The organism is Streptomyces marokkonensis (genome assembly GCF_039539045.1).
Taxonomy (GTDB): Bacteria; Actinomycetota; Actinomycetes; order Streptomycetales; family Streptomycetaceae; genus Streptomyces; species Streptomyces marokkonensis.
Genome location: NZ_BAABCQ010000025.1, coordinates 40691 through 60332 on the forward strand (window position 1 = coordinate 40691; position 19642 = coordinate 60332).

At 69.9% G+C, this 19642-nt stretch carries 16 protein-coding genes and 1 pseudogene; 9 read left to right on the forward strand and 8 right to left on the reverse strand.

The window, feature by feature from the left end; translation table 11 throughout:
• Window positions 1–34 precede the first annotated feature (34 nt).
• A complete protein-coding gene (locus ABEA26_RS09140; protein WP_345590882.1) occupies window positions 35–1030 on the reverse strand; it encodes an ArsR/SmtB family transcription factor in 996 nt (331 codons plus the stop codon).
• 156 nt (window positions 1031–1186) lie between these two features.
• On the opposite strand from ABEA26_RS09140, the gene ABEA26_RS09145 reads away from it, so the two are divergent.
• From ABEA26_RS09145 to ABEA26_RS09160, 4 genes and pseudogenes are all read left to right on the forward strand, one after another.
• Complete coding sequence (locus tag ABEA26_RS09145; RefSeq protein ID WP_345590884.1) at window positions 1187–2470, forward strand: MFS transporter; 1284 nt, start codon at window positions 1187–1189, stop codon at window positions 2468–2470.
• Between the two features lie 114 nt (window positions 2471–2584).
• Window positions 2585–3676, forward strand: coding sequence for a PP2C family protein-serine/threonine phosphatase (locus tag ABEA26_RS09150; RefSeq protein ID WP_345590886.1), 1092 nt, complete (start codon window positions 2585–2587; stop codon window positions 3674–3676).
• 215 nt (window positions 3677–3891) lie between these two features.
• Window positions 3892–4626, forward strand: a pseudogene (locus tag ABEA26_RS09155) (ABC transporter ATP-binding protein); the annotation flags it as partial.
• 165 nt (window positions 4627–4791) lie between these two features.
• Window positions 4792–7338, forward strand: a complete 2547-nt coding sequence (locus tag ABEA26_RS09160) for an FtsX-like permease family protein (RefSeq protein WP_345590888.1) — start codon at window positions 4792–4794, stop codon at window positions 7336–7338.
• Window positions 7339–7447: 109 nt separating this feature from the next.
• Here ABEA26_RS09160 and ABEA26_RS09165 read toward each other — a convergent pair whose 3' ends face one another.
• Both ABEA26_RS09165 and ABEA26_RS09170 read right to left on the reverse strand, forming a co-directional pair.
• Complete coding sequence (locus ABEA26_RS09165; protein WP_345590890.1) at window positions 7448–7780, reverse strand: hypothetical protein; 333 nt, start codon at window positions 7778–7780, stop codon at window positions 7448–7450.
• A 412-nt stretch (window positions 7781–8192) separates the two neighbouring features.
• Window positions 8193–9272, reverse strand: a complete 1080-nt coding sequence (locus ABEA26_RS09170; RefSeq protein WP_345590892.1) for a Gfo/Idh/MocA family protein — start codon at window positions 9270–9272, stop codon at window positions 8193–8195.
• Window positions 9273–9661: 389 nt separating this feature from the next.
• Here ABEA26_RS09170 and ABEA26_RS09175 point away from each other — a divergent pair, with 389 nt between their 5' ends.
• A complete protein-coding gene (locus tag ABEA26_RS09175; protein WP_345590894.1) occupies window positions 9662–10621 on the forward strand; it encodes a peptidoglycan recognition protein family protein in 960 nt (319 codons plus the stop codon).
• Here the strand turns inward: ABEA26_RS09175 and ABEA26_RS09180 are convergent.
• The gene (locus tag ABEA26_RS09180) at window positions 10602–10943 is read right to left on the reverse strand and encodes a hypothetical protein (RefSeq protein ID WP_345590897.1); all 342 of its coding nucleotides are present in this window, start codon (window positions 10941–10943) and stop codon (window positions 10602–10604) included. The two genes, ABEA26_RS09175 and ABEA26_RS09180, sit on opposite strands and share 20 nt — an antisense overlap.
• A 33-nt stretch (window positions 10944–10976) precedes the next feature.
• Here ABEA26_RS09180 and ABEA26_RS09185 point away from each other — a divergent pair, with 33 nt between their 5' ends.
• Both ABEA26_RS09185 and ABEA26_RS09190 read left to right on the forward strand, forming a co-directional pair.
• Window positions 10977–11297, forward strand: a complete 321-nt coding sequence (locus ABEA26_RS09185; protein WP_345590899.1) for a hypothetical protein — start codon at window positions 10977–10979, stop codon at window positions 11295–11297.
• The gene (locus ABEA26_RS09190) at window positions 11294–12010 is read left to right on the forward strand and encodes a collagen-like protein (RefSeq protein ID WP_345590901.1); all 717 of its coding nucleotides are present in this window, start codon (window positions 11294–11296) and stop codon (window positions 12008–12010) included. The genes ABEA26_RS09185 and ABEA26_RS09190 overlap by 4 nt, the downstream gene beginning before the upstream one ends.
• 45 nt (window positions 12011–12055) lie before the next feature.
• Here the strand turns inward: ABEA26_RS09190 and ABEA26_RS09195 are convergent, their stop codons facing one another.
• A complete protein-coding gene (locus tag ABEA26_RS09195) occupies window positions 12056–12595 on the reverse strand; it encodes a flavoprotein (RefSeq protein ID WP_345590902.1) in 540 nt (179 codons plus the stop codon).
• 110 nt (window positions 12596–12705) lie between these two features.
• Between ABEA26_RS09195 and ABEA26_RS09200 the strand changes: the two genes are divergently transcribed.
• A complete protein-coding gene (locus ABEA26_RS09200) occupies window positions 12706–13890 on the forward strand; it encodes a helix-turn-helix domain-containing protein (protein WP_345590903.1) in 1185 nt (394 codons plus the stop codon).
• Between the two features lie 98 nt (window positions 13891–13988).
• Window positions 13989–14372, forward strand: a complete 384-nt coding sequence (locus ABEA26_RS09205) for a hypothetical protein (protein WP_345590904.1) — start codon at window positions 13989–13991, stop codon at window positions 14370–14372.
• 441 nt (window positions 14373–14813) lie between these two features.
• On the opposite strand, the gene ABEA26_RS09210 is transcribed toward ABEA26_RS09205, so the two are convergent.
• The 3 genes from ABEA26_RS09210 to ABEA26_RS09220 form a co-directional block, all read right to left on the reverse strand.
• The gene (locus ABEA26_RS09210) at window positions 14814–15032 is read right to left on the reverse strand and encodes a helix-turn-helix transcriptional regulator (RefSeq protein ID WP_345590905.1); all 219 of its coding nucleotides are present in this window, start codon (window positions 15030–15032) and stop codon (window positions 14814–14816) included.
• Between the two features lie 845 nt (window positions 15033–15877).
• Window positions 15878–16600, reverse strand: coding sequence for a M48 family metallopeptidase (locus ABEA26_RS09215; protein ID WP_345590907.1), 723 nt, complete (start codon window positions 16598–16600; stop codon window positions 15878–15880).
• On the reverse strand, window positions 16587–19642 hold a 3056-nt coding region (locus ABEA26_RS09220; protein ID WP_345590908.1), incomplete at its 5' end, for a type I restriction endonuclease subunit R. The genes ABEA26_RS09215 and ABEA26_RS09220, both read right to left, overlap by 14 nt.

The window sequence follows — 19642 nt, forward strand, 5'->3', positions numbered from 1 at the left end:
CCGTCCACCGCGCCCGCACGTCAGCCCCACCGCCTCACGCCCCGGCCCCGGCCCCGGCGGGCCCCAGCTCGCCGGCCTCGACGAGTACCTCCCCAGCCGCGGTCCGCGAGTACAGCACCGACCGGCCCGCCCGCCGCCGCTCCACCAGCCCCGCGTCCAGCAGCACCCGCAGATGCCGTCCGACCGAGCCGAGGCCCTGCCCGGTCACGCCGACCAGCTGGCTGGTGCTCATGGGGGTGCCGAGCAGCACCAGCACGGCCGCCCGGGCCGGCCCGAGCAGCGCGCCCAGGGCCGCGGGCACGGCCCGGGCACCGTCGTCCGCGAGGGCACCGGCGCACGGGTAGACGACCGCGTACCGCTCGGCCTCCTCCCACGACACCCAGCCGTGCCGCTGCGGTGTGATCGGTACGAGGATCAGTTCGGCTCCGGAGAGCTCGCGCGGCGGGTACGCGTTCAGGTTGATCTGGAGCCGGCTGTCGCCGAGCCAGCGCGTGCCCGGCCGCAGGGCGTCCAACGCGGCCGCCCAGCCTCCCCGGCTCACCTGCGTGGTCCGTGCGACGACATCGGCCTCCAGGACCCGGCGGCGGCGGTCCCAGTCCGGCCGTACAACCTCGGCCCAGACGTACTCCAGCAGCGCGGCGGCGCGTTCGGGCAGGTCGTCGCGGTCCAGCGCGGCGGGGAGCGGTCGGCCGGCGAGGGAGACACGGAGATCCGCCCGGGCCTCACCGGGGCGGGCCGCCCGGATCCGCGCGACGCTCTCCTCGAAGGTCTCGCCCTCGCGCGGGGTGGGAGTGAGGAAGTCGGCGATCCACTCCCGGCCGACCCCCGAGCGGACGAGCAGCGCGGTCACCGGGTCGCCCGCCAGCCGGCGCCGGTAGGCGGGCAGGTGGGTGTCCAGCCAGGCCCGTTCGCCCGGGTGCCCGGCCACCTCGGCGTGCAGCAGCTTCAAGCAGGCGAAGGTCTCGGTGAGCGGTGAGAGGACGAAACGGCTGCGGGCGAGCGTGTCGGCGCTGATCTGCCACCAGCCCATACCGCCCCGACCCCTCCTCGGCCCGTACTGCCCCGACCCCTCCTCGGCCCACGCGCGCCGCGAGCAGGCGGCCCCCACCTTCCGCGACCTTCCGCGACCTTTCGCGTCCGCGCGAAACGATAACGGCGGCCCCCGGGTCCGCCCCAGACTCCCCGCATGCCAGACACCAGCCGCAAGAGCTATGCGGACCTTTTCCGCACCCCGGAGTTCACCCCCCTCTTCCTCTCCTCCTCGGCGGGCATCGCAGCCCAGACGGTGAGCGGCCTGGCGCTCGGCACACTGGTGTTCCGGGCGACGGACTCGCCGCTGCTGTCCGCGGTGAGCATGTTCGGCCCGGCACTGGCACAGGTGCTGGGTGCCACGCTGTTCCTCTCCGGCGCCGACCGACTGGCGCCGCGCGCGACGCTGGCGGGCCTTTCGCTCGCGTTCGCCGTCGCGACCGCGGCCCTCGCGCTGCCCGGCCTGCCCCTCTGGGCGATGTTCGCCATCGTCCTCGCCGAAGGCCTGATCGCCTCGCTCGGCGGCGGGGTGCGCTGGGGCCTGCTGAACGAGATCCTCACCGAGGGCGGCAAGAGTGACGACGGCAAGAGCGACGAGGGCAAGCGCGCCGGCGACAAGAGCGGCTACATGACCGGACGTTCGCTCTTCAACATGATGAGCGGCGTCATGCAGATCACCGGCTACGCGGCCGGCGGCGCCCTGCTGACCCTGCTCTCGCCCCGCCTGTGCCTGCTGCTCGCGGCCTGCCTCTACGGCACCGCGGCCGGCCTCACCCTCCGGTTGACCCGCCGCCCCCCGCGCGCCTTCGGCCGCCCCTCCGTGGCCGCCACCCGGCGCACCAACGCCCTGCTGTGGTCCTCCGCACCACGCAGGCACGTCTACCTCGCGCTGTGGATCCCCAACGGCCTCGTCGTCGGCTGCGAGTCGCTGTACGTCTCCTACGACCCCGGTGCCGCGGGCATCCTGTTCGCGTGCGCCGCGCTGGGCATGCTGGCCGGGGACGTGGCGGTCGGGCGCCTGTTGCCGGCCCGGCTGCGCCCGCGCCTCGGCATCCCGCTGCTGATGCTGCTGGCCGCACCGTACCTCGTCCTCTTCCTGCGCCCGCCGCTGCCGCTGACGGCCGTGCTGGTCGCCCTGGCCTCCGTCGGCTTCGCCGCGAGCCTGGTGCAGCAGGAGCGCCTGGTCGCCCTGACCCCCGACGAACTCGCCGGACACGCCCTCGGGCTGCACTCCGCCGGAATGCTCACGGCGCAGGGCGTCGCCGCGGCCCTGGCGGGCACGGTCGCCCAGTACAGCTCGCCGGCGACGGCGATGACCGTGATGGCGGCCGGCTCACTCACAGTGACGCTCACGCTGACCGTGGCGAGCCGGCGGAGCGCGGCCGACGGCGGCCTGTGGGCCGCGCGGACCGGGCCGCGTTCTCGGCCTCGATTGGGTTAAGGACCGCCTGGCCACTCCTGCGTCGGCAAACCGTTGCATAGTCTAAGAGACTGGGGAGGGACGCCTGAGAACAGGGAGAAGGCGGCTCTTGAGCGCTGCGACACCGGAGTAGTCATGACCGTGAAGAAGTCGCCATCCAGTTCCACGATGCTGTCCTGGATGCCCGTGGCGGCCATGACGGTGGTCGCCCTGGTGGACGTCACGGCGGGGCCGGACGTGGGTCTTCTGCCCCTGGTGTCGTTGGGACCGGCGTTCGCCGGACTGGTCGGCGGCTGGCGGCGTACGGCGGTGATCGGGCTGGTCGCGCTGTTGCTCTGCGTGACCCTCGGCCTCTACAACGGGCTCTTCGACCGCCCTCGCGGGTTCACCGCCATGGCGTCCGTGGCCGGCGTGACCGGCGTCGGCATCGCGGCGGCCGTGACGCGCTCGCGCCGGGAGGCGGAGCTCGCCAACGTGCGGTCGATCGCGGAGGCGGCCCAGCGGGTCCTGCTGCGTCCGGTGCCGCTGACCGCGGGCCCGCTGCACGCGGCCGTCTCGTACACCTCGGCGCTCGCCGAGGCCCGGATCGGCGGCGACCTGTACGAGGTGGTGGCCTCTCCGCACGGCGTCCGGGTGATCGTGGGCGACGTGCAGGGCAAGGGCCTGGCGGCGGTGGAGACCGCGGCCAGGGTCCTCGGCGCCTTCCGGGAGGCGGCGTACGACGAGGAGGACCTGGTCAAGCTCGGCGAGCGGCTCGAACGCAGCGTCGCCCGCGAGCTGGAGGACGAGAAGTTCGTGACCGCGATCCTCGCCGAGATCGGCTACGACCACCAGGTCGTCCTCCTCAACTACGGCCACCCGGCCCCGATGGTCGTCCACCCGGACGGCACCGCCGATTTCCCGGAGCCGCCCGCCTACGCCCTCCCGCTGGGCCTGGCCGCCCACGGAGGCCCCGGCCCGGAGCCTTTCCCGGTGCCCTTCACCCCCGGTGACCAGCTGCTCCTCTACACCGACGGGGTCACGGAGGCCCGGGACGACGAGGGCGGCTTCTACCCGCTCGCCGAACGCGCCCATCTCCTGAAGGAACCCGACGTCCACCGCGCCCTGGACGCGCTCCGGGAGGACCTGGTGCGGCACGCGGCGGGTCCGCACCACGACGACGCGGCGATGCTGCTGCTGCGCTACCAGGGGCACGGCGGTGGAGCCGCCGCCGGTCCCGCGGAGTAACGCGCTCGACCGTCAAAACGTCATGGCCCAGCGGCCCGTGGGCGACTACCGGCCCGGCCCGGCCGGTTCGGCCGACCGGCAACCCCCGTTCGCCCCGCCACTTGGTAGTGCCTGCGCTACCCCGGACCGGGTCGCAGGTGGGATGGGTTCACGCGGTCGGCGGTCCTAGCGTCGAGGTGTCCTGCTCCGCGCTTGACCCGGAAGGCGTTTCCACCATGTCAGTGACCTCGGCCGACTTCGCCGTCAGCCTCGAACGCGTACGGAAGACGTACGGCGGCGATCAACCGGTGGTGGCGTTGAACGACGTCGACCTCCGCTTCGTGCGGGGCACGGCGACCGCGGTGATGGGACCCTCCGGCTCCGGGAAGAGCACACTGCTGCACTGCGCGGCGGGCCTTGACCGCCCCGACGCCGGCGCGGTCCGGATCGGGCCCACCGACCTGGCGACGATGTCGGAGAAGCGGCTCACCGAACTGCGCCGCAGCCGGATCGGCTTCGTGTTCCAGGCCTTCAACCTCGTCGGCGCCCTGAACGTCGAGCAGAACATCCTGCTGCCCTCCCGGCTGTCCGGGCAGCGGCCGGATCCGGCGTGGGTCGCCGAGGTCGTCGCCCGGGTCGGGCTGGGCGAGCGGCTGCGGCACCGTCCCGCGCAGCTGTCCGGCGGTCAGCAGCAGCGGGTCGCGATCGCACGGGCGCTGGTCACCCGCCCCGAGGTGATCTTCTGCGACGAGCCCACCGGCGCCCTCGACACCCGCACCGCCGCCGAAGTCCTGGCGCTCCTGCGGTCGGTGGTCGACCAGGCCGGGCAGACCGTCGTCATGGTGACCCACGACCCGGTCGCCGCGTCCTACGCGGACCGGGTCGTCGTACTCGCCGACGGGCGGATCGTGCAGGACATGCCGCAGCCCGGCGCCGAGCGGATCGCCGAACACCTCGCGCACCTCGGCAGCCACCAGGCCGCCCCCCAGTCCACCACCCAAGCCGCCACCCAGGCCGCCCCTCAGTCCACCACCCAAGCCGCCACCCAGTCCGAAAACCCGTACGCCGCCCCGTACGCCAGGCAGCCCGCCGCCCCGCGTGCCGCGCGGCCCGCCGCGCGTCAGGAGGGCTGAACCATGCTCACCCTGGCCGCGCAGATGCTGCGCCACCGCAAGGGCAGCTTCGTGGCGACGTTCGTCGCCCTCGCCGCCGGTGTCGCCGTCCTCATGGCGTGCGCGATGCTCGTGGAGTCCGGCTGGCGCTACCACGGGCAGCCGCAGCGGTACGAGAAGACGGTCGCCGTCGTCGCCGACCGGGACCTGACCGTCTCCACCGAGATGTTCGGCGAGACGGAGAAGACCGTCATCGCGCTCCCCGAACGCGGCAGCGTTCCGACCGCGTTGGCCGGCGAGCTCGCGGCCGTGCCCGGCGTGGAACGTGCCGTCGGCGACCGTTCCCTCGCCGTCACCGCCGTGAAGGCACCGGGTCTCGCGGTCACCGGCCACGGATGGGCGAGCGCCGCCCTCGCCCCGTACCGGACGGTCGACGGAGCCCCGCCCCGTTCCGACGGGGAGATCGCCGTCGACACCCGCCTCCTCGCCGGCACCGGTCTCGCCCCCGGCGACTCCATGGAGGTCCTCACCGGCGGAGCGAGCCGCGCCTACCGGATCAGCGCGGTCGTCGAGGCGGAGGGCGGCGGCGCGTCGAGCGCCGACGCCGGCAAGGCGGCGCTGTTCTTCACCGACGCGCACGCCGCCCGGCTCGACCCGCACCCGGGCCGCTTCGACGCCATCGGCGTCCTCGCCGCGCCGGACGCCGACCGCGACGCCCTCCTCGCCGGGGTCCGAGAGGTGACCGACGAGGCGGAGGCGACGACCTACACGGGCGACGACCGGGGACTGGCCGAGGAGCCCGAGGCCAGGGCCGCACGGGACTTCACCCTCCAGGCGGGCGGCGCCTTCGCCGGCTACGCCGTGATGATCATCGTCTTCGTCGTCGCCGCCACCGTCGGCCTCTCCGTACGGCACCGCCGCCGCGACCTCGCGCTGCTCCGCGCCATCGCCGCGACCCCCGGTCAGGTACGGGGCATGATCCTCGGCGAGGTCGGCCTGCTCGCGCTGCTGGCCGCGGTGGTCGGCGTCCCCCTCGGGCTCGTCGCCACCGGATGGATCCGCGACGAACTCGTCACCCGCGGATTCGCCCCCGACACCTTCACCGTGCGGGGCGGCCTGCTGTCCGGTGCCGCGGTCGTCCTCGTGGTCGCCGCGGTGGCCCTGGCCTCCGCCTGGATCGCGGCCCGGCGCACCACCCGTATCCGCCCCACCGAAGCGCTCGGCGAGGCCGTCGTCGAGACCGGCCTCGGCAGCAGGGCACGGGTCGTGACCGGCCTGGCCTTCGCCGCCGGGGGCGTCGTGCTGATCGGCCTCACCGGCGCCGCCGACGGCCAGACCGCCCTCGGCGCGGCCATGGGCATGCTCTACATGTTCGTCCTGGCCGTCGCCCTGCTCGCTCCCTGGATCAACCAGGCCGCGGCCCGGTGCCTCGGACCCGTCCTGAAGGCCGTGTGGGGCAGCAGCGGCTACCTCGCCGCCGCGAACCTGCGTGCCAACGCCCGCGGCATGGTCGCCGTCCTCACCGCGCTCGTGCTCTCCGTCGGCTTCGGCGGGTCCGTCTGGTTCCTCCAGGACAACCTCCAGCGCCAGACCGTCGTCCAGAGCCGTGACGGCACGCTCGCCCAGCACGCGATCGTCGGCGGCGCCGGCCTTCCCGCGTCCGCCGCCGAAGAGGCCCGCCGCGTCCCCGGCGTGCGGGCCGCGACGGGCGTGCGCCGTACGTCGGTCGTCGTCCCGATCGACCTGGGCGCCCAGGCCGTCGTCGCACAGGGCATCGACCCGCGGGGCGCCGAACACACCCTGGACCTGCGGGTGGGGTCGGGCGGCCTCGCCGGCCTGACCAAGGACACGGTCGCGGTCTCCACCGCGCAGGCGGACTCCGCCGGCTGGGAACTCGGCGACAAGGCCGAGCTGTGGCTGGGCGACGGCACCCCCGTCACCCTGAAGGTCGTCGCCCTGTACGAACGCGGCTGGGGCTTCGGCGACGTCACCCTCCACACCGAGGCCCTCGCCGGCCACACCGTCACCGGACTCGACGACCAGGTCCTCGTCCGCACCGCCCCGGACGCCGACGCCGGCACCGTCGAGGCCCTCACCGACCTCGCGGACCGGTACCCCGCAGCCTCGGTGGCCGACACCGACACCCTCACCGGCGAACTCGCCCAGGACCTGGCCATCAGCGGCTGGCTCAACAAGCTGCTCATCGCCGTCCTGGTCGGCTACGCGGTGCTCGCCGCCGCCAACACCCTGATCATGGCGGCTCTCGCCCGGGCCAGGGAACTGTCCCTGCTCCGCCTGGTCGGCGTCACCCGGGGCCAGGTGAAGCGGATGGTCCACGCCGAACAGGCCGGGCTGCTCGGCGTGGCGCTCGTCCTCGGCGGTGCGATCGCGGCCGTCACCCTCACCTCGGTCGTCAACGCCGTCGCCGGACAACGCATCCCGTACGTCCCGGCCGCCGGCTGGATCGCCGTCGTCGGCGGCACCGTCGCCCTCGCCCTGATCGCCACGATGCTGCCCATCGGCCGCGTCCTGCGCACCCCGCCGGTCCAGGGCATCGGCATCCGGGAGTAACGGCAGCGCACCTGGCCGTGGCCACGGGCCGTAGCCCCCGCACACCGGCCCCGTCGCCCCAGGGTGACGGGGCCGCCCGCGTCACCCTCCCGCGCCCGCCGGCGGCGACTCACCGCCCGCCGGCACGGCTCCGGAAGCCGCCGCGCAGCGCGGGGACACACCATATGACCGCCACCACCAGCGCGGCAGCGGCCATCGCACCCAGCATGAGCGGCTCCGGCCGCCAACCCAGGGAGAGCCGGGCGCCCGTGAACGTGAGTAGGACCGCGATCACATCCGGTCCCGCGAGCGGAACCCTGGCGGCGACAGCCCGCAGCACGGCCGCCGCCGTCAGACCGATCACGGCCCAGAACCCCACGTACGGCCAGGTCTGCCCCTCGACGGCGAGCGGAAGCCCGTAGTCGTCGGGCCCGACACGGTACGACGCGGAGTACCAGGCCATCCCCAACCCGACGGCGGTGACGCCCACCACCCACAACGCATGGCGCCACAACGGACCGGGCCGCGGGGACGCCTCGTCGTCGTCGGCTCCCGAGCTGTCCTCGGCACGTACGTCCTCGCCAGAAGGTGAACTCTCACCGGCAAGTGAACCCTCGCCGGCAAGTGAACCTCCGCCGGCAAGTGAGCCGTCGGCATCAAGTGAGCCGTCGTTCGTGCTTGAGCCGCCGCCAGGGCTCGAGCAGTCGTCAGGGCTGGGCAGGCCGCTCGATTCAGTCACGCTCACGAGGACGCATCCCGCGGGCCACGGGTTCCCGTCCGCATCAGGCAGCACTGAGGTCGTCGGCTGATGGGCCGGCCGGTCAGAGACGCTGTTGTACGTCCCCGTCCGGCGCCGTTGATCTCGGACGTTGACGTCAGGAACTGTCTGAGCAACTCCCCGGCTCGGTCGTCATCGCAAGCACGGGGACTGGTCGGGAACCGTTGGCCAGTGACTCCGCGCCGGCCACGCCGACCAGTGACGCGGCCACGGCGGGCCGCACCGGTACCAGCGGTGGCTCTCCGTGCTCCATCGTGGCCCGGAAGGCCCGTAGCACCCGTACGGTGCCCTCGGCTGCGCGTGGTACGGGTTCCCCGGCGAGGGTGAGCGGCGGGGGGACGCGTTCCTCCTCGCGGGCGTGGCCCTCCGGGGCCGCCCAGCCCTCCGTCCTGACACGGACCGACCAGGACCGTTCGCCGTCGGCTCGGACGGACTCGGCCAGCGCCCTGGTACCGCGCACGGAGATCCAGCTCCAGTGGCTGGCGGGTTCGCCCTGGAGGAACCCGTGCCGGGTGAGCGCCAGCGCCCCGGTGGACAGCCGTACCGCCATGACGACCGCGGCGCGTGGGTCCGCCGAGTCCACCGAGAACGCCGACACCTCCACCGGCCAGGCGTCCGTGAGGGCCAGCACCGGGGAGAGGGTGTGCGTGCAGTACGCCGTGGGAGCGATGCGCCCGCGCCAATGCGCCGGATCGCCGATCAGGCCCGCGACACCGGCCGGGGACATGCCGTGCAGGTAGTCCGCCTCGATCAGGCTGATCCGGCCCAGCTCCCCGGCCTCGACCGCCCGGCGGAGGAGACGGACGTGCGGATGGGCCACGTAGTTCTCGGCGAAGGAGTAGGTCGCGGACGACCGGTCCGCCGCCGCGATGAGCCTTTCGCCTTCCGCGGCGTCCACGCACGCAGCCGACTCGGACAGCACGTGCACCCCACGGTCCAGAAAAGCGATGGCCAACGGCGCGTGTTCATCGAAGTCGTTGGCCAGGACGACCCCGTCAAGACGGTGCTCCAGCAAATCCTGCCAGCGTTCCACCAGCACCGCACCGGGCAACTGCGCCTGCGCCACTGCGCGGCGGTCGGAGTCGCGGTCACAAGCCACCACGACCTCCAGACCCACCTTGCGGCACCAGTCCGCCAGGTGAAGCCCCATCCCGAGTCCGACCACTCCTATGCGCATACAGACATCCTCTTCCGGACTCCCCTTCCTTCGCAGGCGGTTTCGCACGGAATCGCAATCGCTGTCGCCGTGGCGCGACGGAATCACCGCCCGCGCAGCTTCCGGGTATGTGTGTTGTCGTCGTTGCGCGGCCCCACCCGAAGGTGGCGCCCGTTGCCGCCTGCGCTCCGACACGAGCACGTAGTCGGGGCGGTGGGCGATGTGGACCTTCGTCCGGACCTCCTTCTCCACGCTGTACACGTACGAGGAAGTGCTTGACGAGGTGCAGGTGCAGGGTATGACCAACAGTGACCTGCGGAACCTGTCCCATTCGACGGTGCAGCACACTTTCGAAGTCATCGCCGACAACGCCCCCTTCGGCCGCCCGACTCCTCCGAAAGAAGGCAGATATGGCTTGGTATCCCGGCGCGGTGAAGATGGAGCTTCAGCCGGAGAGTGATGCCCAGGCGGCGATCAGGCCGACGCAGTTCATCGTCCACAGCATCGTCGCCCCGTGGACTGCCCGCCGTACGTACGAGTACTGGCGCGACAGCACCAACCTCGAAAGCCACTTCGGGATCGGCTACGCCGGAGACATCGCCCAGTACATCGGCACCGAGACCCGCGCCGACGCCAACGCCGGCGCCAACCGCCGCGGCGACGGGACCGGCGCGGTCAGTATCGAGACCGCCTCGAACACGAAGGCCAGCGACGCCTGGACACCCGAGCAGATCGAGCAGCTGGTGTTGCTCGGCGCGTGGCTGCACCGGCATCACGGCATCCCACTGCGGATCTGCCGCAGCCACGACGACCCCGGCTTCGGCTACCACTCGATGTTCCGGCAGTGGTCGACGTCCGGCACGGCCTGCCCCGGAAACGCCCGCATCCGCCAGTTCCGCGAGGTCGTGTTCCCCGCGATCGTCGCCCGCGCCACCGACACCGTCCAGGGGGACGACATGCCCGACTACATCAACCTCGGCGCTCAGCCCTACGAGCTGCGGCCCGGCATGTGGGACTCGATCGAGTTCACCAGCGAGTGGGCCGACGAACCGGGCCAGCACGCCGACGACGGCGCCGTGTGGGCGCGCGGCCCGGCCCGCTTCACCGGCACGATCAGCCTCGCCATCGAGGACCTCCCCACCGGGGCGGTCCTCCAGGTCCGCATGGCCGAGTTCGACGGCAACACCTACGTCCACGGCCACCCGATCCACGAGGTCATCGGCACGTCCGGCCGCACCTACGCCGTGATCCCCCTGACGAAGCGCATTGGCGCGGGCCGCCGGATGCGGGTGCGTCTGTGCAGCCAGGCCGCGGATCCGATCACCATCACCAGCGCGGTCCTGACCGCGCTCATCTGGAAGGAATCCTGATCACGTCCGAGATCGATCCGCCCGCCGCCGACACCGTCGTGAAGACCGCGAGAACGTAAGCGGTCGACCTGATCGAGCGGATCATCTGGACGTTCCTGGGCGCGGCCGGACCGGCCGACATGCTCAGCGTCCCCTTCTGGGAGAGTGTCGGCGTCGGCGGTACGGCGGCGGTCGTGACCCTCGTGAAGGGGATGGCGGCCCGCCTGGTCGGCCCGAAGAACAGCGCGTCGACCGCGCCGAGCGTCTGATGCGAGGCGCGGCCGGCGTACTCCTGCCGGAGCAGGCTGGAGAACTCGGCCGCGCACACACCCCACTGCACCATCACAGGACGCCCGTGGACCCCGTGGACGCTGCGATGATCGACGCCGTCGGAACGATCGTCGTCGGGCTCGCAGCAGCCGGCGCCGCACTGATCGGACACCGCGGCGCGAACTCAGCCAGCCAGTCCGGTGCCATCTTCGGCGGCTACTCGACGCTCGTCGACAACCTGCAAGAAGAACGCACGCAGCTGCGCGAGCGCGTCGTCGAGAACGAGCGGCAGCTCGCGGCCGCGTACAACGAGCTCGCGAACGAACGCGCCGACAAAGCGGAACTACAGACTCAGATCGCGACGCTCACCGCTGAGAATGACCGGCTGCGCGAACGGATCGTCGAACTAGGGGGACAGCCCACGTGAAGCGCCGTCATGCTCAGCCGGTCCTCGCGCAGCGGTGGCGTTCGCTCGCGGTTGCTGCGCTGCTGCTCGTACTGTCGGGGGCGGTCGTCTTGGTGTGGCTGCGGATCGACTCGGAGGCGCGCCGGGCGGATGCTCTCGCGGACGAGGCGAACCGGCGCGGCGACGCCGTCAGCACTCTGGCCGGTGACGTGAGGGTGCTGCGCGAGCAGGTGAAGGCGGAGGGGAAGACGCCGGCCGTCCCGGATCCGGCCCGGGCGGTGGAGGATCTCCCCGACCGCGCGGAGGTACCGGTGCCGATCCCCGGCCCGAAGGGTGACCCTGGCCCGCCGGGCAAGGACGGAGATCCCGGAGAACCAGGAGATCCCGGAGCGCCGGGGGAGGCTGGGACGGACGGGGCGCCGGGTGAGGACGGCGCACCCGGCACCGCCGGAATGGACGGCACGGACGGCTCGCAGGGACCGCAGGGCGAGCCTGGGCCCGCGGGCCCGGCGGGACCAGCAGGACCGGCCGGACCACAGGGCGAGCCAGGACCGCGCGGAGAGCAGGGACCGGCCGGAGCGTCGTGCCCGGACGGCTACAGCCTCCAGCCGCCGGCCGATGACCCGGATGCGCTGGTGTGCCGACGCGACAGTGCGCCCGAGGATGACGAGTCCGAGTCGCCGACCAGTCCCCTCGCCCTGGCGCTGGACCCGCAACGCCGGCAGTACCCCTGAAACAGGACGGCCTCCTCCCGCCCAAGGCGAGAGGGGGCCATTTCGTCATTCCCCGCCGACAATGCCTTCTGCCGCTGACACGACCAGATGCCACGGATACTCGCTCGGGCGACCCTGCCCCGGCTTGTTGGGCTCGAAGCCATCCGCTCCGTAGAGCACGTGCACGCCCATTTCCCGCAGTGCTGCGATGCTCCGCTCAAACTGTCGGTGCTGTACGTACGCCGCGTTCACGCACGGCATCATCACCAGCGGAATGCCCTTGCCGATGGCCTCTGCAACGACGCCGATCACGAAGTTCGAGCTAAGGCCGAGCGCCCAACTGTTGATGCTGTTAAAGGTCGCAGGGGCGAAAGCGATCACGTCCGCCGACGGCCATACGTCCGCTGTTCCGGGGCGCTTGTACGCAGCCCGTACGGCGTGCCCGGTCAACTGCTCGAGGTCACTCGTTTGGTCAGATAGCCAGTCGGCTGCGGTGGGGGTAAGGCCGAGGCACACGTCCCAGCCTCGGGCCTGTGCGTCGGCGATAGGCCGGGCCACGTCGTGGACGGGGGGCGCCGCGGAGCCGAAGAAGTAAAGGACGCTCATGCGGGCAGCGGATCACGAGGACCAGGCGGCATGCAACCGCCCCCGAATCGGATTGAGTCGGGGGCGGACGCGAGTACCGTTCCAAGTGGCTGCAAGGAACGGAGACCAGTATGCCCGCACTGGACGACGAGCACACAGGAACACGAATCCGGGAACAGAGAAGACTGGCCAGGCTCAGTCAGCGCGCTCTCGCCGACCGGCTCCCCTACTCGTACAGCCTGCTCAATCAGGTGGAATGCGGTGCCCGCCCAGCCACCGCGGCCTTCGTCGCTGCTGTTGCGCATGCCCTGAACATCGACGTCACCACTCTCACGGGACAGCCCTACGTGACCGAATTGCAGCGCGACCGGCTCGCCGAACTTGTCCGCCCCATCCGCGAATCGCTCGACCTGTACGACCTGGGAGCAGACGCCGACCTGGCCGTCCGGCCGGCAGACCAGCTCATCACTTCCGCGGACAGCTTGTGCGCATCCGTACGCGCCACGCACCTGCGGGCAGCCGCACGCGCGCTTCCCTCAGCCATCGCCGAGCTGACGCATACCGCGTGGGCGACACCGTCCACAGATCTGTGGCTGGCCCTGGCCTCGATGTACCGCACCGCCCACGACATCACCGTGAAGCTGGGGTACTTCGATCTCTCTGCGGTGGCTCTGGACCGTATGGCCTGGGCGGCCGAGCGCGCCTCGGACCCGTGCCTTGGGGCAGTCCGGCAGTACATGCGCGCCCTCGTCTACTACCGCGAGGGCGAGTACACGATCGGGCAACGCCTGATCGCCTCTGGACACAGCCTCGTCGACCAGGCGGACACCACCCGGGAGAGCCTGGCCGTGGCCGGCCAGCTACACCTGGGGGCCTCTGTGATCTGCGCCCGCGCCGGGGACGAGGGGGCCGTCGAGCGGCATCTCTCAGAGGCGCGGTCGTTCGCGAAGCGGACAGGGGAGGCCTCCGATGTGCACTGGCTGTCATTCGGTCCGGCGAACGTCGCGCTGCACCGCATGTCGGCGGCCATCGAGATGGGTCAGTACGACACCGCGCTGAAGCAGGCGGGGAAGGTCCGCATGCCAGCGTCGATGCCCACGTCACGACGTGCGCACTTCCTGATCGATCGAGCGCGTACAGAGATGGAGACAGGCCGGACAGGGAAGGCTCTGGAGCACCTGGTCGAGGCCCGGAAGGCGGCGCCAGAGCAGACGAGGTACCACCCTGGCGCACGCGAGACGATCCGCGGCCTTGTCCACACTGCCCGCCGCACCCCGGACACGCTGACCTACATGGCCGCGTGGGTGGGCCTGTAGGGGCGCTCACATCGCTCACAAGATTGTGAGCGTTGTGCCCCTCCGCGCCTCTTACGGTCGCTTATGTGAGACGGATCACTGCGACCGTAGGGGGCACCATGCCGAGCGACGCTGCTACGAGAACGGACGCCATACCGCCTGAGGTGCTGGCCGTCCTGGTGCTTGCCCTCCCCGGGCTGAAGAAGCTGACCGACGACCAGGTCCGCGGCGCTGACTGCGTGTGGTGCCGTGCGTCGTTGACGGCGGACATGGCCGTGGACTTCGGCGAGCAGACGTCCCCGGCGCCCTGGTCCACGTCCCGGATCGGCATGCGCTGGTACCCCCGCGCCTGCCCGGCCTGCACGGGACAGGTGGCGCACCGGGGCCTCCTCGATCACGCCCCCGGGTGCGAGGACTGCAAGCGGGAACCGGAGCCGAGCGAGGCCAACCCGTGCCCGATCAACCGCGCGCTGTACCAGCTCGTGAAGGACGGCCGCCGATGACGGAGCGCATGACGGGTATGAGCCCGCCCGTGTACCTGGGAATGCCCCTTGACCCTCCCGACCCTGTCCCCGGCTGTCCGATCTGCGCCCGGGCAGCTCGAACCCGAAGCCGCGCGCAGGAGCGGGGTTTCCTCTCCGCCGTGACGGACGCCAACGTGCGGATCCGCCGACACCCTCACGACAGCGCTCGCCCGGCCCTATGAGCCCCCGCTGGTGCCCCAGGGCGAGCGTGGCACCAGCGGGTTCCACTCCACCAGCGTGAATGTGTGTCGCCGATCGCGCCGGTGGCCTCGAGCGGCCCGTCTCACGCTCCCCGTCGGGGGCGGGCCGCTCACTCCAGACTCCTGGCCGCCAGCCAGGGGAGGGCTCCTCTTGAGGTGTCGGCCTTCCATCCGGAAGGGGCGGCTGTCCGTGCCGAAGAACCACCAGGGCAGCCGCCCGTCAGTCGACCAGATCCCGCAGGGGTACCCCGACCGCGTCCGCCAGGAGCAACAGGTCCTCGAGGTCTGGGATGCGTTGCGCGTACTCCCACCGGTGGATCGTGCGACGGTCCCGGCCGACGCGGTGGCCGAGCTGCTCCTGCGTCAGGTCCGCGTGGAGGCGTGCGGCGCGGAGGCGCTCCCCGATCTGCCGGCGTCGGGCTGGCACCCAGTCAGGCATCGGGTCGAGTGGCACTCGCCCCACATTCCGGTGATCATGGCTTCTTGTCTGTGCCCACCGGGGCACATTTAATGATCTTGCGCGGGGCCACCCGCATCGACCTGCCCCGGTCGCTTCTGAGGGATCGGCGGCGCTATGGAGCGGCTGGGCGGGCGTACGCGTCTCCGCTTGATCCGGCCGTTAGACGCCCAAGACTCAGTCAAGGCGTCCCGCCTCGGCAGCTTCGGCCGCCGGGGCGGTCTACGTTGGACGTTGAGAGGCCCCCACCGACAATCCCGGTGGGGGCCTCGCCCGTGGGTCCGGCCTCCCCGCCGGGGCCCACAGGTTCACGAGAGGCGCGTCTCAGGCGCGCGTGGGGAGTCGTGCCTGCCCCTCTCGACGTCGACACTCTACGTGCCGTGTTCAGGTAGTCCAGTCCCCCGAACGGGTGAACGGGTACAGCTTCCCGTGGGGGTGTGGCATCTATGTGGCAGTCGATCATGAAAGCGGCCCCCCGTTCGAATAGAACGGGGGGCCTGTAACCCTCTGACCTGCACTTAGGCCTGTGCCCCCGGCAGGATTCGAACCTGCGACACCCGCTTTAGGAGTGGGATCGAATCCATGCCGGGCGGTTCCAGACCGTGCCGCGCGGTGCTGTTGTACCTGATCAGCGCCGCGCGGCACGGCGCTGGATCCTGTATGTGACGCCTGGTGCTGACCCGTCCGCTCACGCATCGCGCACGCACGAGTCGCTCGTTAGGTAGACGCGGAACTGCCGCTTGCGGTCGGGTCCGCTCAGGAGGACACGGGCGCGGACAGGCGTGGCGGGCAGAGACCGGTCCCGCCGACCTCGTCTTCCGGCGTAGTCATTTCCACTGCTCGTCCGCGAGCGGTGCACTGTTCAGCTGGTCACGGAGGCTTCGCCAATTTGGCATGGACCTCTCCACGAGCTTGGTGAAGCGGTCGTCGTGGTGGCGCTCCAGGTAATGCGCCATCTCGTGGACGACGATGTACTCCAGGCAAGCCGGGGGCTTCTTGGCGAGCTCGACGTTGAACCAGATGTGCCCGGTCTCGCGATTGCAGGATCCCCACTTGGTCTTCATGCGCTTGATGCTCCATCGCGATACCGACACTTCGAGGATCGGCTCCCACTTGGCAATCAAGCTCGGGATCGCGTGTCGAACCTGCTCTCGATACCACTGGTCGAGCAGCTCGCGGCGCCGTTCGGCCGAGGTGCGGGGCGGGACGTAGAGCAGCAGTCGCTCACCGTCTAGCTCGAAATGAGCCCGGCCAGGGCGTTCCACCACCTTCATCCGGCGCCGAACGCCCCACACGTAGTGGGACTCGCCTGTGACCATCTCACGCGTGGACTGACGTGCGGCTGAGCGAAACTGCTCGCGCTGCTCTTTGATCCACGGCAGACGTTGGATCACGGCGAGCCGCACCTGCTCGTCGTCGAGCTGGTGCGGCGCTGCGACCCGGACGCGGCCAAGGGGCGGGTAGACGCCGATGTGCAAGTTCTTGATGCTCTTGTAGATGACGTCGACGTCGATGCCACGGATGGTGAGATAGGCGCTAGCGGTACTCATGTCGTGCCTTTAGTAGTTCAAGCAGTTCATCAAGCCGGTCGAAGTCGGCGGGCAGTGCTTGAGCGACCGCGCGACTGACCTTCTTCTCCTTCATCGCGTTGCCCACCCACGAGTCGGGCTTGGTGTGGAGGATGGTGGTGTCCACAACGGCGGCCAGCTCCGGTGATTGACCGAAGAAGTCGATCAGGGCGCGGCGAGCACCGTTGTCAGCCCATTCCGGGTACTTGGTGTCTGACTCGCCCTTGCCGAGCTTGGACGCGTGCTCCAGGAGCTTCGCGAGGTAGTCCTTGTAGTCCAGGGCACCCTGCCGCCGTTCCTCGAGTATGGCGTCGAGCAGCTCCGACATCTTGTCGTAGTACTTCGGGTTCATCGGGCGCTCGTCGATGATCACCTTGCGCATGTTGTTGGTGATCGTTTCCGCCACCGCTTCCGGGTCCTTCTTGATACCGGCGGGAAGCTTGTCGAGGGCGGCAGCCCCCATCTCGACGATCAACTGGATCAGCCCGGCTTCCTGGAAGTCGGAGACCACCTCGGATGGACTGGCGCTGATGTATGTGTCGAGCAGGTGCCGCATGCCGGCCTCGTACTGCTTGAAGTCGACATTCTCGCCGGCGCCGAGCTTGACCTCTTCGCGCACGTTGGCGTAGTGGGCGATCTCATCCTTGATCGCTGCGGTCTCGGCGGCACTGTAGCCGGCGGCCTGCATTTCGTTAGCGAGGTTGCCGTACGCGCGGGTCACGGACGCAACAGCTTTGTAGAGCTCAACCCGCTTCGGTTCGTTGGCTTTGAGCTGCTCGGCGTTGCCCTGCTCGCGAGCGCAGAAGTACTGCTGGTATTGGAGAGTGTCCTTCGGCGGTTCGACCGGCTCACATAGCGCCCGGATCTTCTCCAGGGCCGTATCGAGGCCGTCACGGGCCTTGTCGATCCGGTCGGACAGTAGCCCCTCGATGTCCTTCGTCTCGTAGCCTTCGAGGGCATTGCCGGTGTAGTCCGTGATCGCGGACTCAAGCGAGTTGAACAGGTCCCGGTAGTCGACGATGTAGCCGTAGTCCTTGTCCTCGCCGTCGAGGCGGTTCACCCGGCAGATTGCCTGGAATAGGCCGTGATCCTGCATCTTCTTGTCGATGTACAGGTACGTGGTGCTCGGGGCGTCGAAGCCGGTCAGGAGCTTGTCGACGACGATGAGCAGCCGCATCTGGCCCGGGTCGTTGACGAAGCGCTCCTTGACGTCCTTCTCGAATTGCTCGACCTTGCCCATCGCCTTATTGGCAGGCTCGTTGAAGTGGTCCGCGAGCATCTGCCGGTAGATCTCGTACTGGCGCAGCCGTTCGGTGGCGCCGTGGCCGGAGTCCTCCTTGGCGATGTCGCTGGCCTGCGGCGTGTACGACGTGACGATGGCACACTTGCCCTTGAACCCAGCTTGAGTGAACAGCTCGTAGAACTTGCACGCCTGGTAGATGCTCTGACTGACGAGGATGGCATTGCCGCGGCCGTCCGACAGGCGCGGCTTGATCTCCATGTCGAGCAGGATGTCGTTGACGATCTGCCGGGCACGCGGCTCCGAGCTGACGACCTTCTGCATGGTGCCCCAGCGCTTCTTGAGTTCGGCGCGGGACAGGTCCGTCATACCCCGGGTCTTGGCCTCAAACCACTGGTCGACCTTTGCCGGCGAGGTCAGGTCCTGGTCGATGTTGCGAGCCTCGTACCGCAGGTCAAGTACGACGCCGTCTGCCACGCCCTCGTCGAACTTGTATGTGTGGATGAAGCTGCCGAATCGCTCGATAGTGGTGGCCTTATCCGCCTTGAGCAGGGGCGTACCGGTGAAGCCGATGAACATGGCACCCGGCATGAGCGCCTTCATGGCATCGTGCATCATGCCCGACTGCGAGCGGTGGGCTTCGTCGACGAAGACGAAGATGTTGCCCTTGGCGTGGAAGCCCTTGGGAACGGTCGCGCTCAGTTCACGGATGAACTCGCTCTCGGCTTCATCGCGAGCGGCTTCGTCTTCCGAGCCATGGAACTTGTGGACCAGCGAGCAGATCAGCCACTCTACGCTCGCATTCAACGTGGCTAGGAGGTCGGCGCCGCTCTTGGTGCGGTAGATGGACTCGTTGACCCCCCGGAAGACCTTCTCGATCTGATCGTCCAGTTCGGTTCGGTCAGTGATGATGAGCACTCGGGGATCTGGTTGGTTCTCGCGGATCCACTTGGCCAGCCACACCATCGTCAGCGACTTGCCGGAGCCCTGGGTGTGCCAGATGATGCCACCCTCGCGTTTGACGATCCGCTCCTGAGCCGCCTTGACGCCGAAGTATTGGTTATGCCGACACGTCTTCTTCTGCCCCGCATCGAAGACCATGAAGTCGTGCACCAGCTCAAGCAGGCGCACCTTCGAGCAAAGCTGGGTCAAGGAACGATCGAGGGGGTCGGCGATGTCGGACGGCTCACGCCACGCCAGCCAGTACTTCTCCTGCGTGTCGATAGCGCTGTAGCGCAGCCCCTCCACGTCGTTGCCGGCCATAACGAGCTGCACGGTGGTGAAGAACGACCGAATAAACTCGGGACGCTGGTTCCCGATGCTCTGCCGAATACCTTCAGAGACGGCGACCTTCGAACGCTTGAGCTCGATCGTTCCGAAGGCGATGCCGTTGACGTAGAGCACGATGTCCGGGCGCTTCGTGTGCTGGCCTAGCACCGTCACTTCCTCGGCCAGAGCGAAGTGATTGGCATCGGGGTGCGCCCAGTCGACGAGCCACACCGTCTCCATCTGCTCGCCGACACCGGGCTTGACCTTCACCCCGTACCGGAGCAGGCCGTAGACATCTCGGTTCGCCTCGTACAGATCGCGGCCGCCACCGAGCGAGGCATCGCTCTTCAGCTTGTCGACCGCCTTGTTGATGAGGTTGTCGCTGTAGCCTCGGGCACGGAGGTTTTGTGTGAGCAGCTCCACATCGACGTTGGAGTTTGCCGCGCGGTACTCCCAGTTGCCGAGGTACTCGTAGCCCAACGAGTCTCGGAACAGATCAATAACGCGATCTTGAC

What these genes read in the sequence shown, in the direction of transcription:
- ABEA26_RS09140 (WP_345590882.1), bottom strand. Translation starts at nt 1,030, where the DNA reads ATGGGCTGGTGGCAGATCAGCGCCGACACGCTCGCCCGCAGCCGTTTC.
- ABEA26_RS09145 (WP_345590884.1), top strand. Translation starts at nt 1,187, where the DNA reads ATGCCAGACACCAGCCGCAAGAGCTATGCGGACCTTTTCCGCACCCCG.
- ABEA26_RS09150 (WP_345590886.1), top strand. Translation starts at nt 2,585, where the DNA reads ATGACCGTGAAGAAGTCGCCATCCAGTTCCACGATGCTGTCCTGGATG.
- ABEA26_RS09160 (WP_345590888.1), top strand. Translation starts at nt 4,792, where the DNA reads ATGCTCACCCTGGCCGCGCAGATGCTGCGCCACCGCAAGGGCAGCTTC.
- ABEA26_RS09165 (WP_345590890.1), bottom strand. Translation starts at nt 7,780, where the DNA reads ATGGCCTGGTACTCCGCGTCGTACCGTGTCGGGCCCGACGACTACGGG.
- ABEA26_RS09170 (WP_345590892.1), bottom strand. Translation starts at nt 9,272, where the DNA reads ATGCGCATAGGAGTGGTCGGACTCGGGATGGGGCTTCACCTGGCGGAC.
- ABEA26_RS09175 (WP_345590894.1), top strand. Translation starts at nt 9,662, where the DNA reads ATGGCTTGGTATCCCGGCGCGGTGAAGATGGAGCTTCAGCCGGAGAGT.
- ABEA26_RS09180 (WP_345590897.1), bottom strand. Translation starts at nt 10,943, where the DNA reads ATGGTGCAGTGGGGTGTGTGCGCGGCCGAGTTCTCCAGCCTGCTCCGG.
- ABEA26_RS09185 (WP_345590899.1), top strand. Translation starts at nt 10,977, where the DNA reads ATGATCGACGCCGTCGGAACGATCGTCGTCGGGCTCGCAGCAGCCGGC.
- ABEA26_RS09195 (WP_345590902.1), bottom strand. Translation starts at nt 12,595, where the DNA reads ATGAGCGTCCTTTACTTCTTCGGCTCCGCGGCGCCCCCCGTCCACGAC.
- ABEA26_RS09200 (WP_345590903.1), top strand. Translation starts at nt 12,706, where the DNA reads ATGCCCGCACTGGACGACGAGCACACAGGAACACGAATCCGGGAACAG.
- ABEA26_RS09205 (WP_345590904.1), top strand. Translation starts at nt 13,989, where the DNA reads ATGCCGAGCGACGCTGCTACGAGAACGGACGCCATACCGCCTGAGGTG.
- ABEA26_RS09210 (WP_345590905.1), bottom strand. Translation starts at nt 15,032, where the DNA reads ATGCCTGACTGGGTGCCAGCCCGACGCCGGCAGATCGGGGAGCGCCTC.
- ABEA26_RS09215 (WP_345590907.1), bottom strand. Translation starts at nt 16,600, where the DNA reads ATGAGTACCGCTAGCGCCTATCTCACCATCCGTGGCATCGACGTCGAC.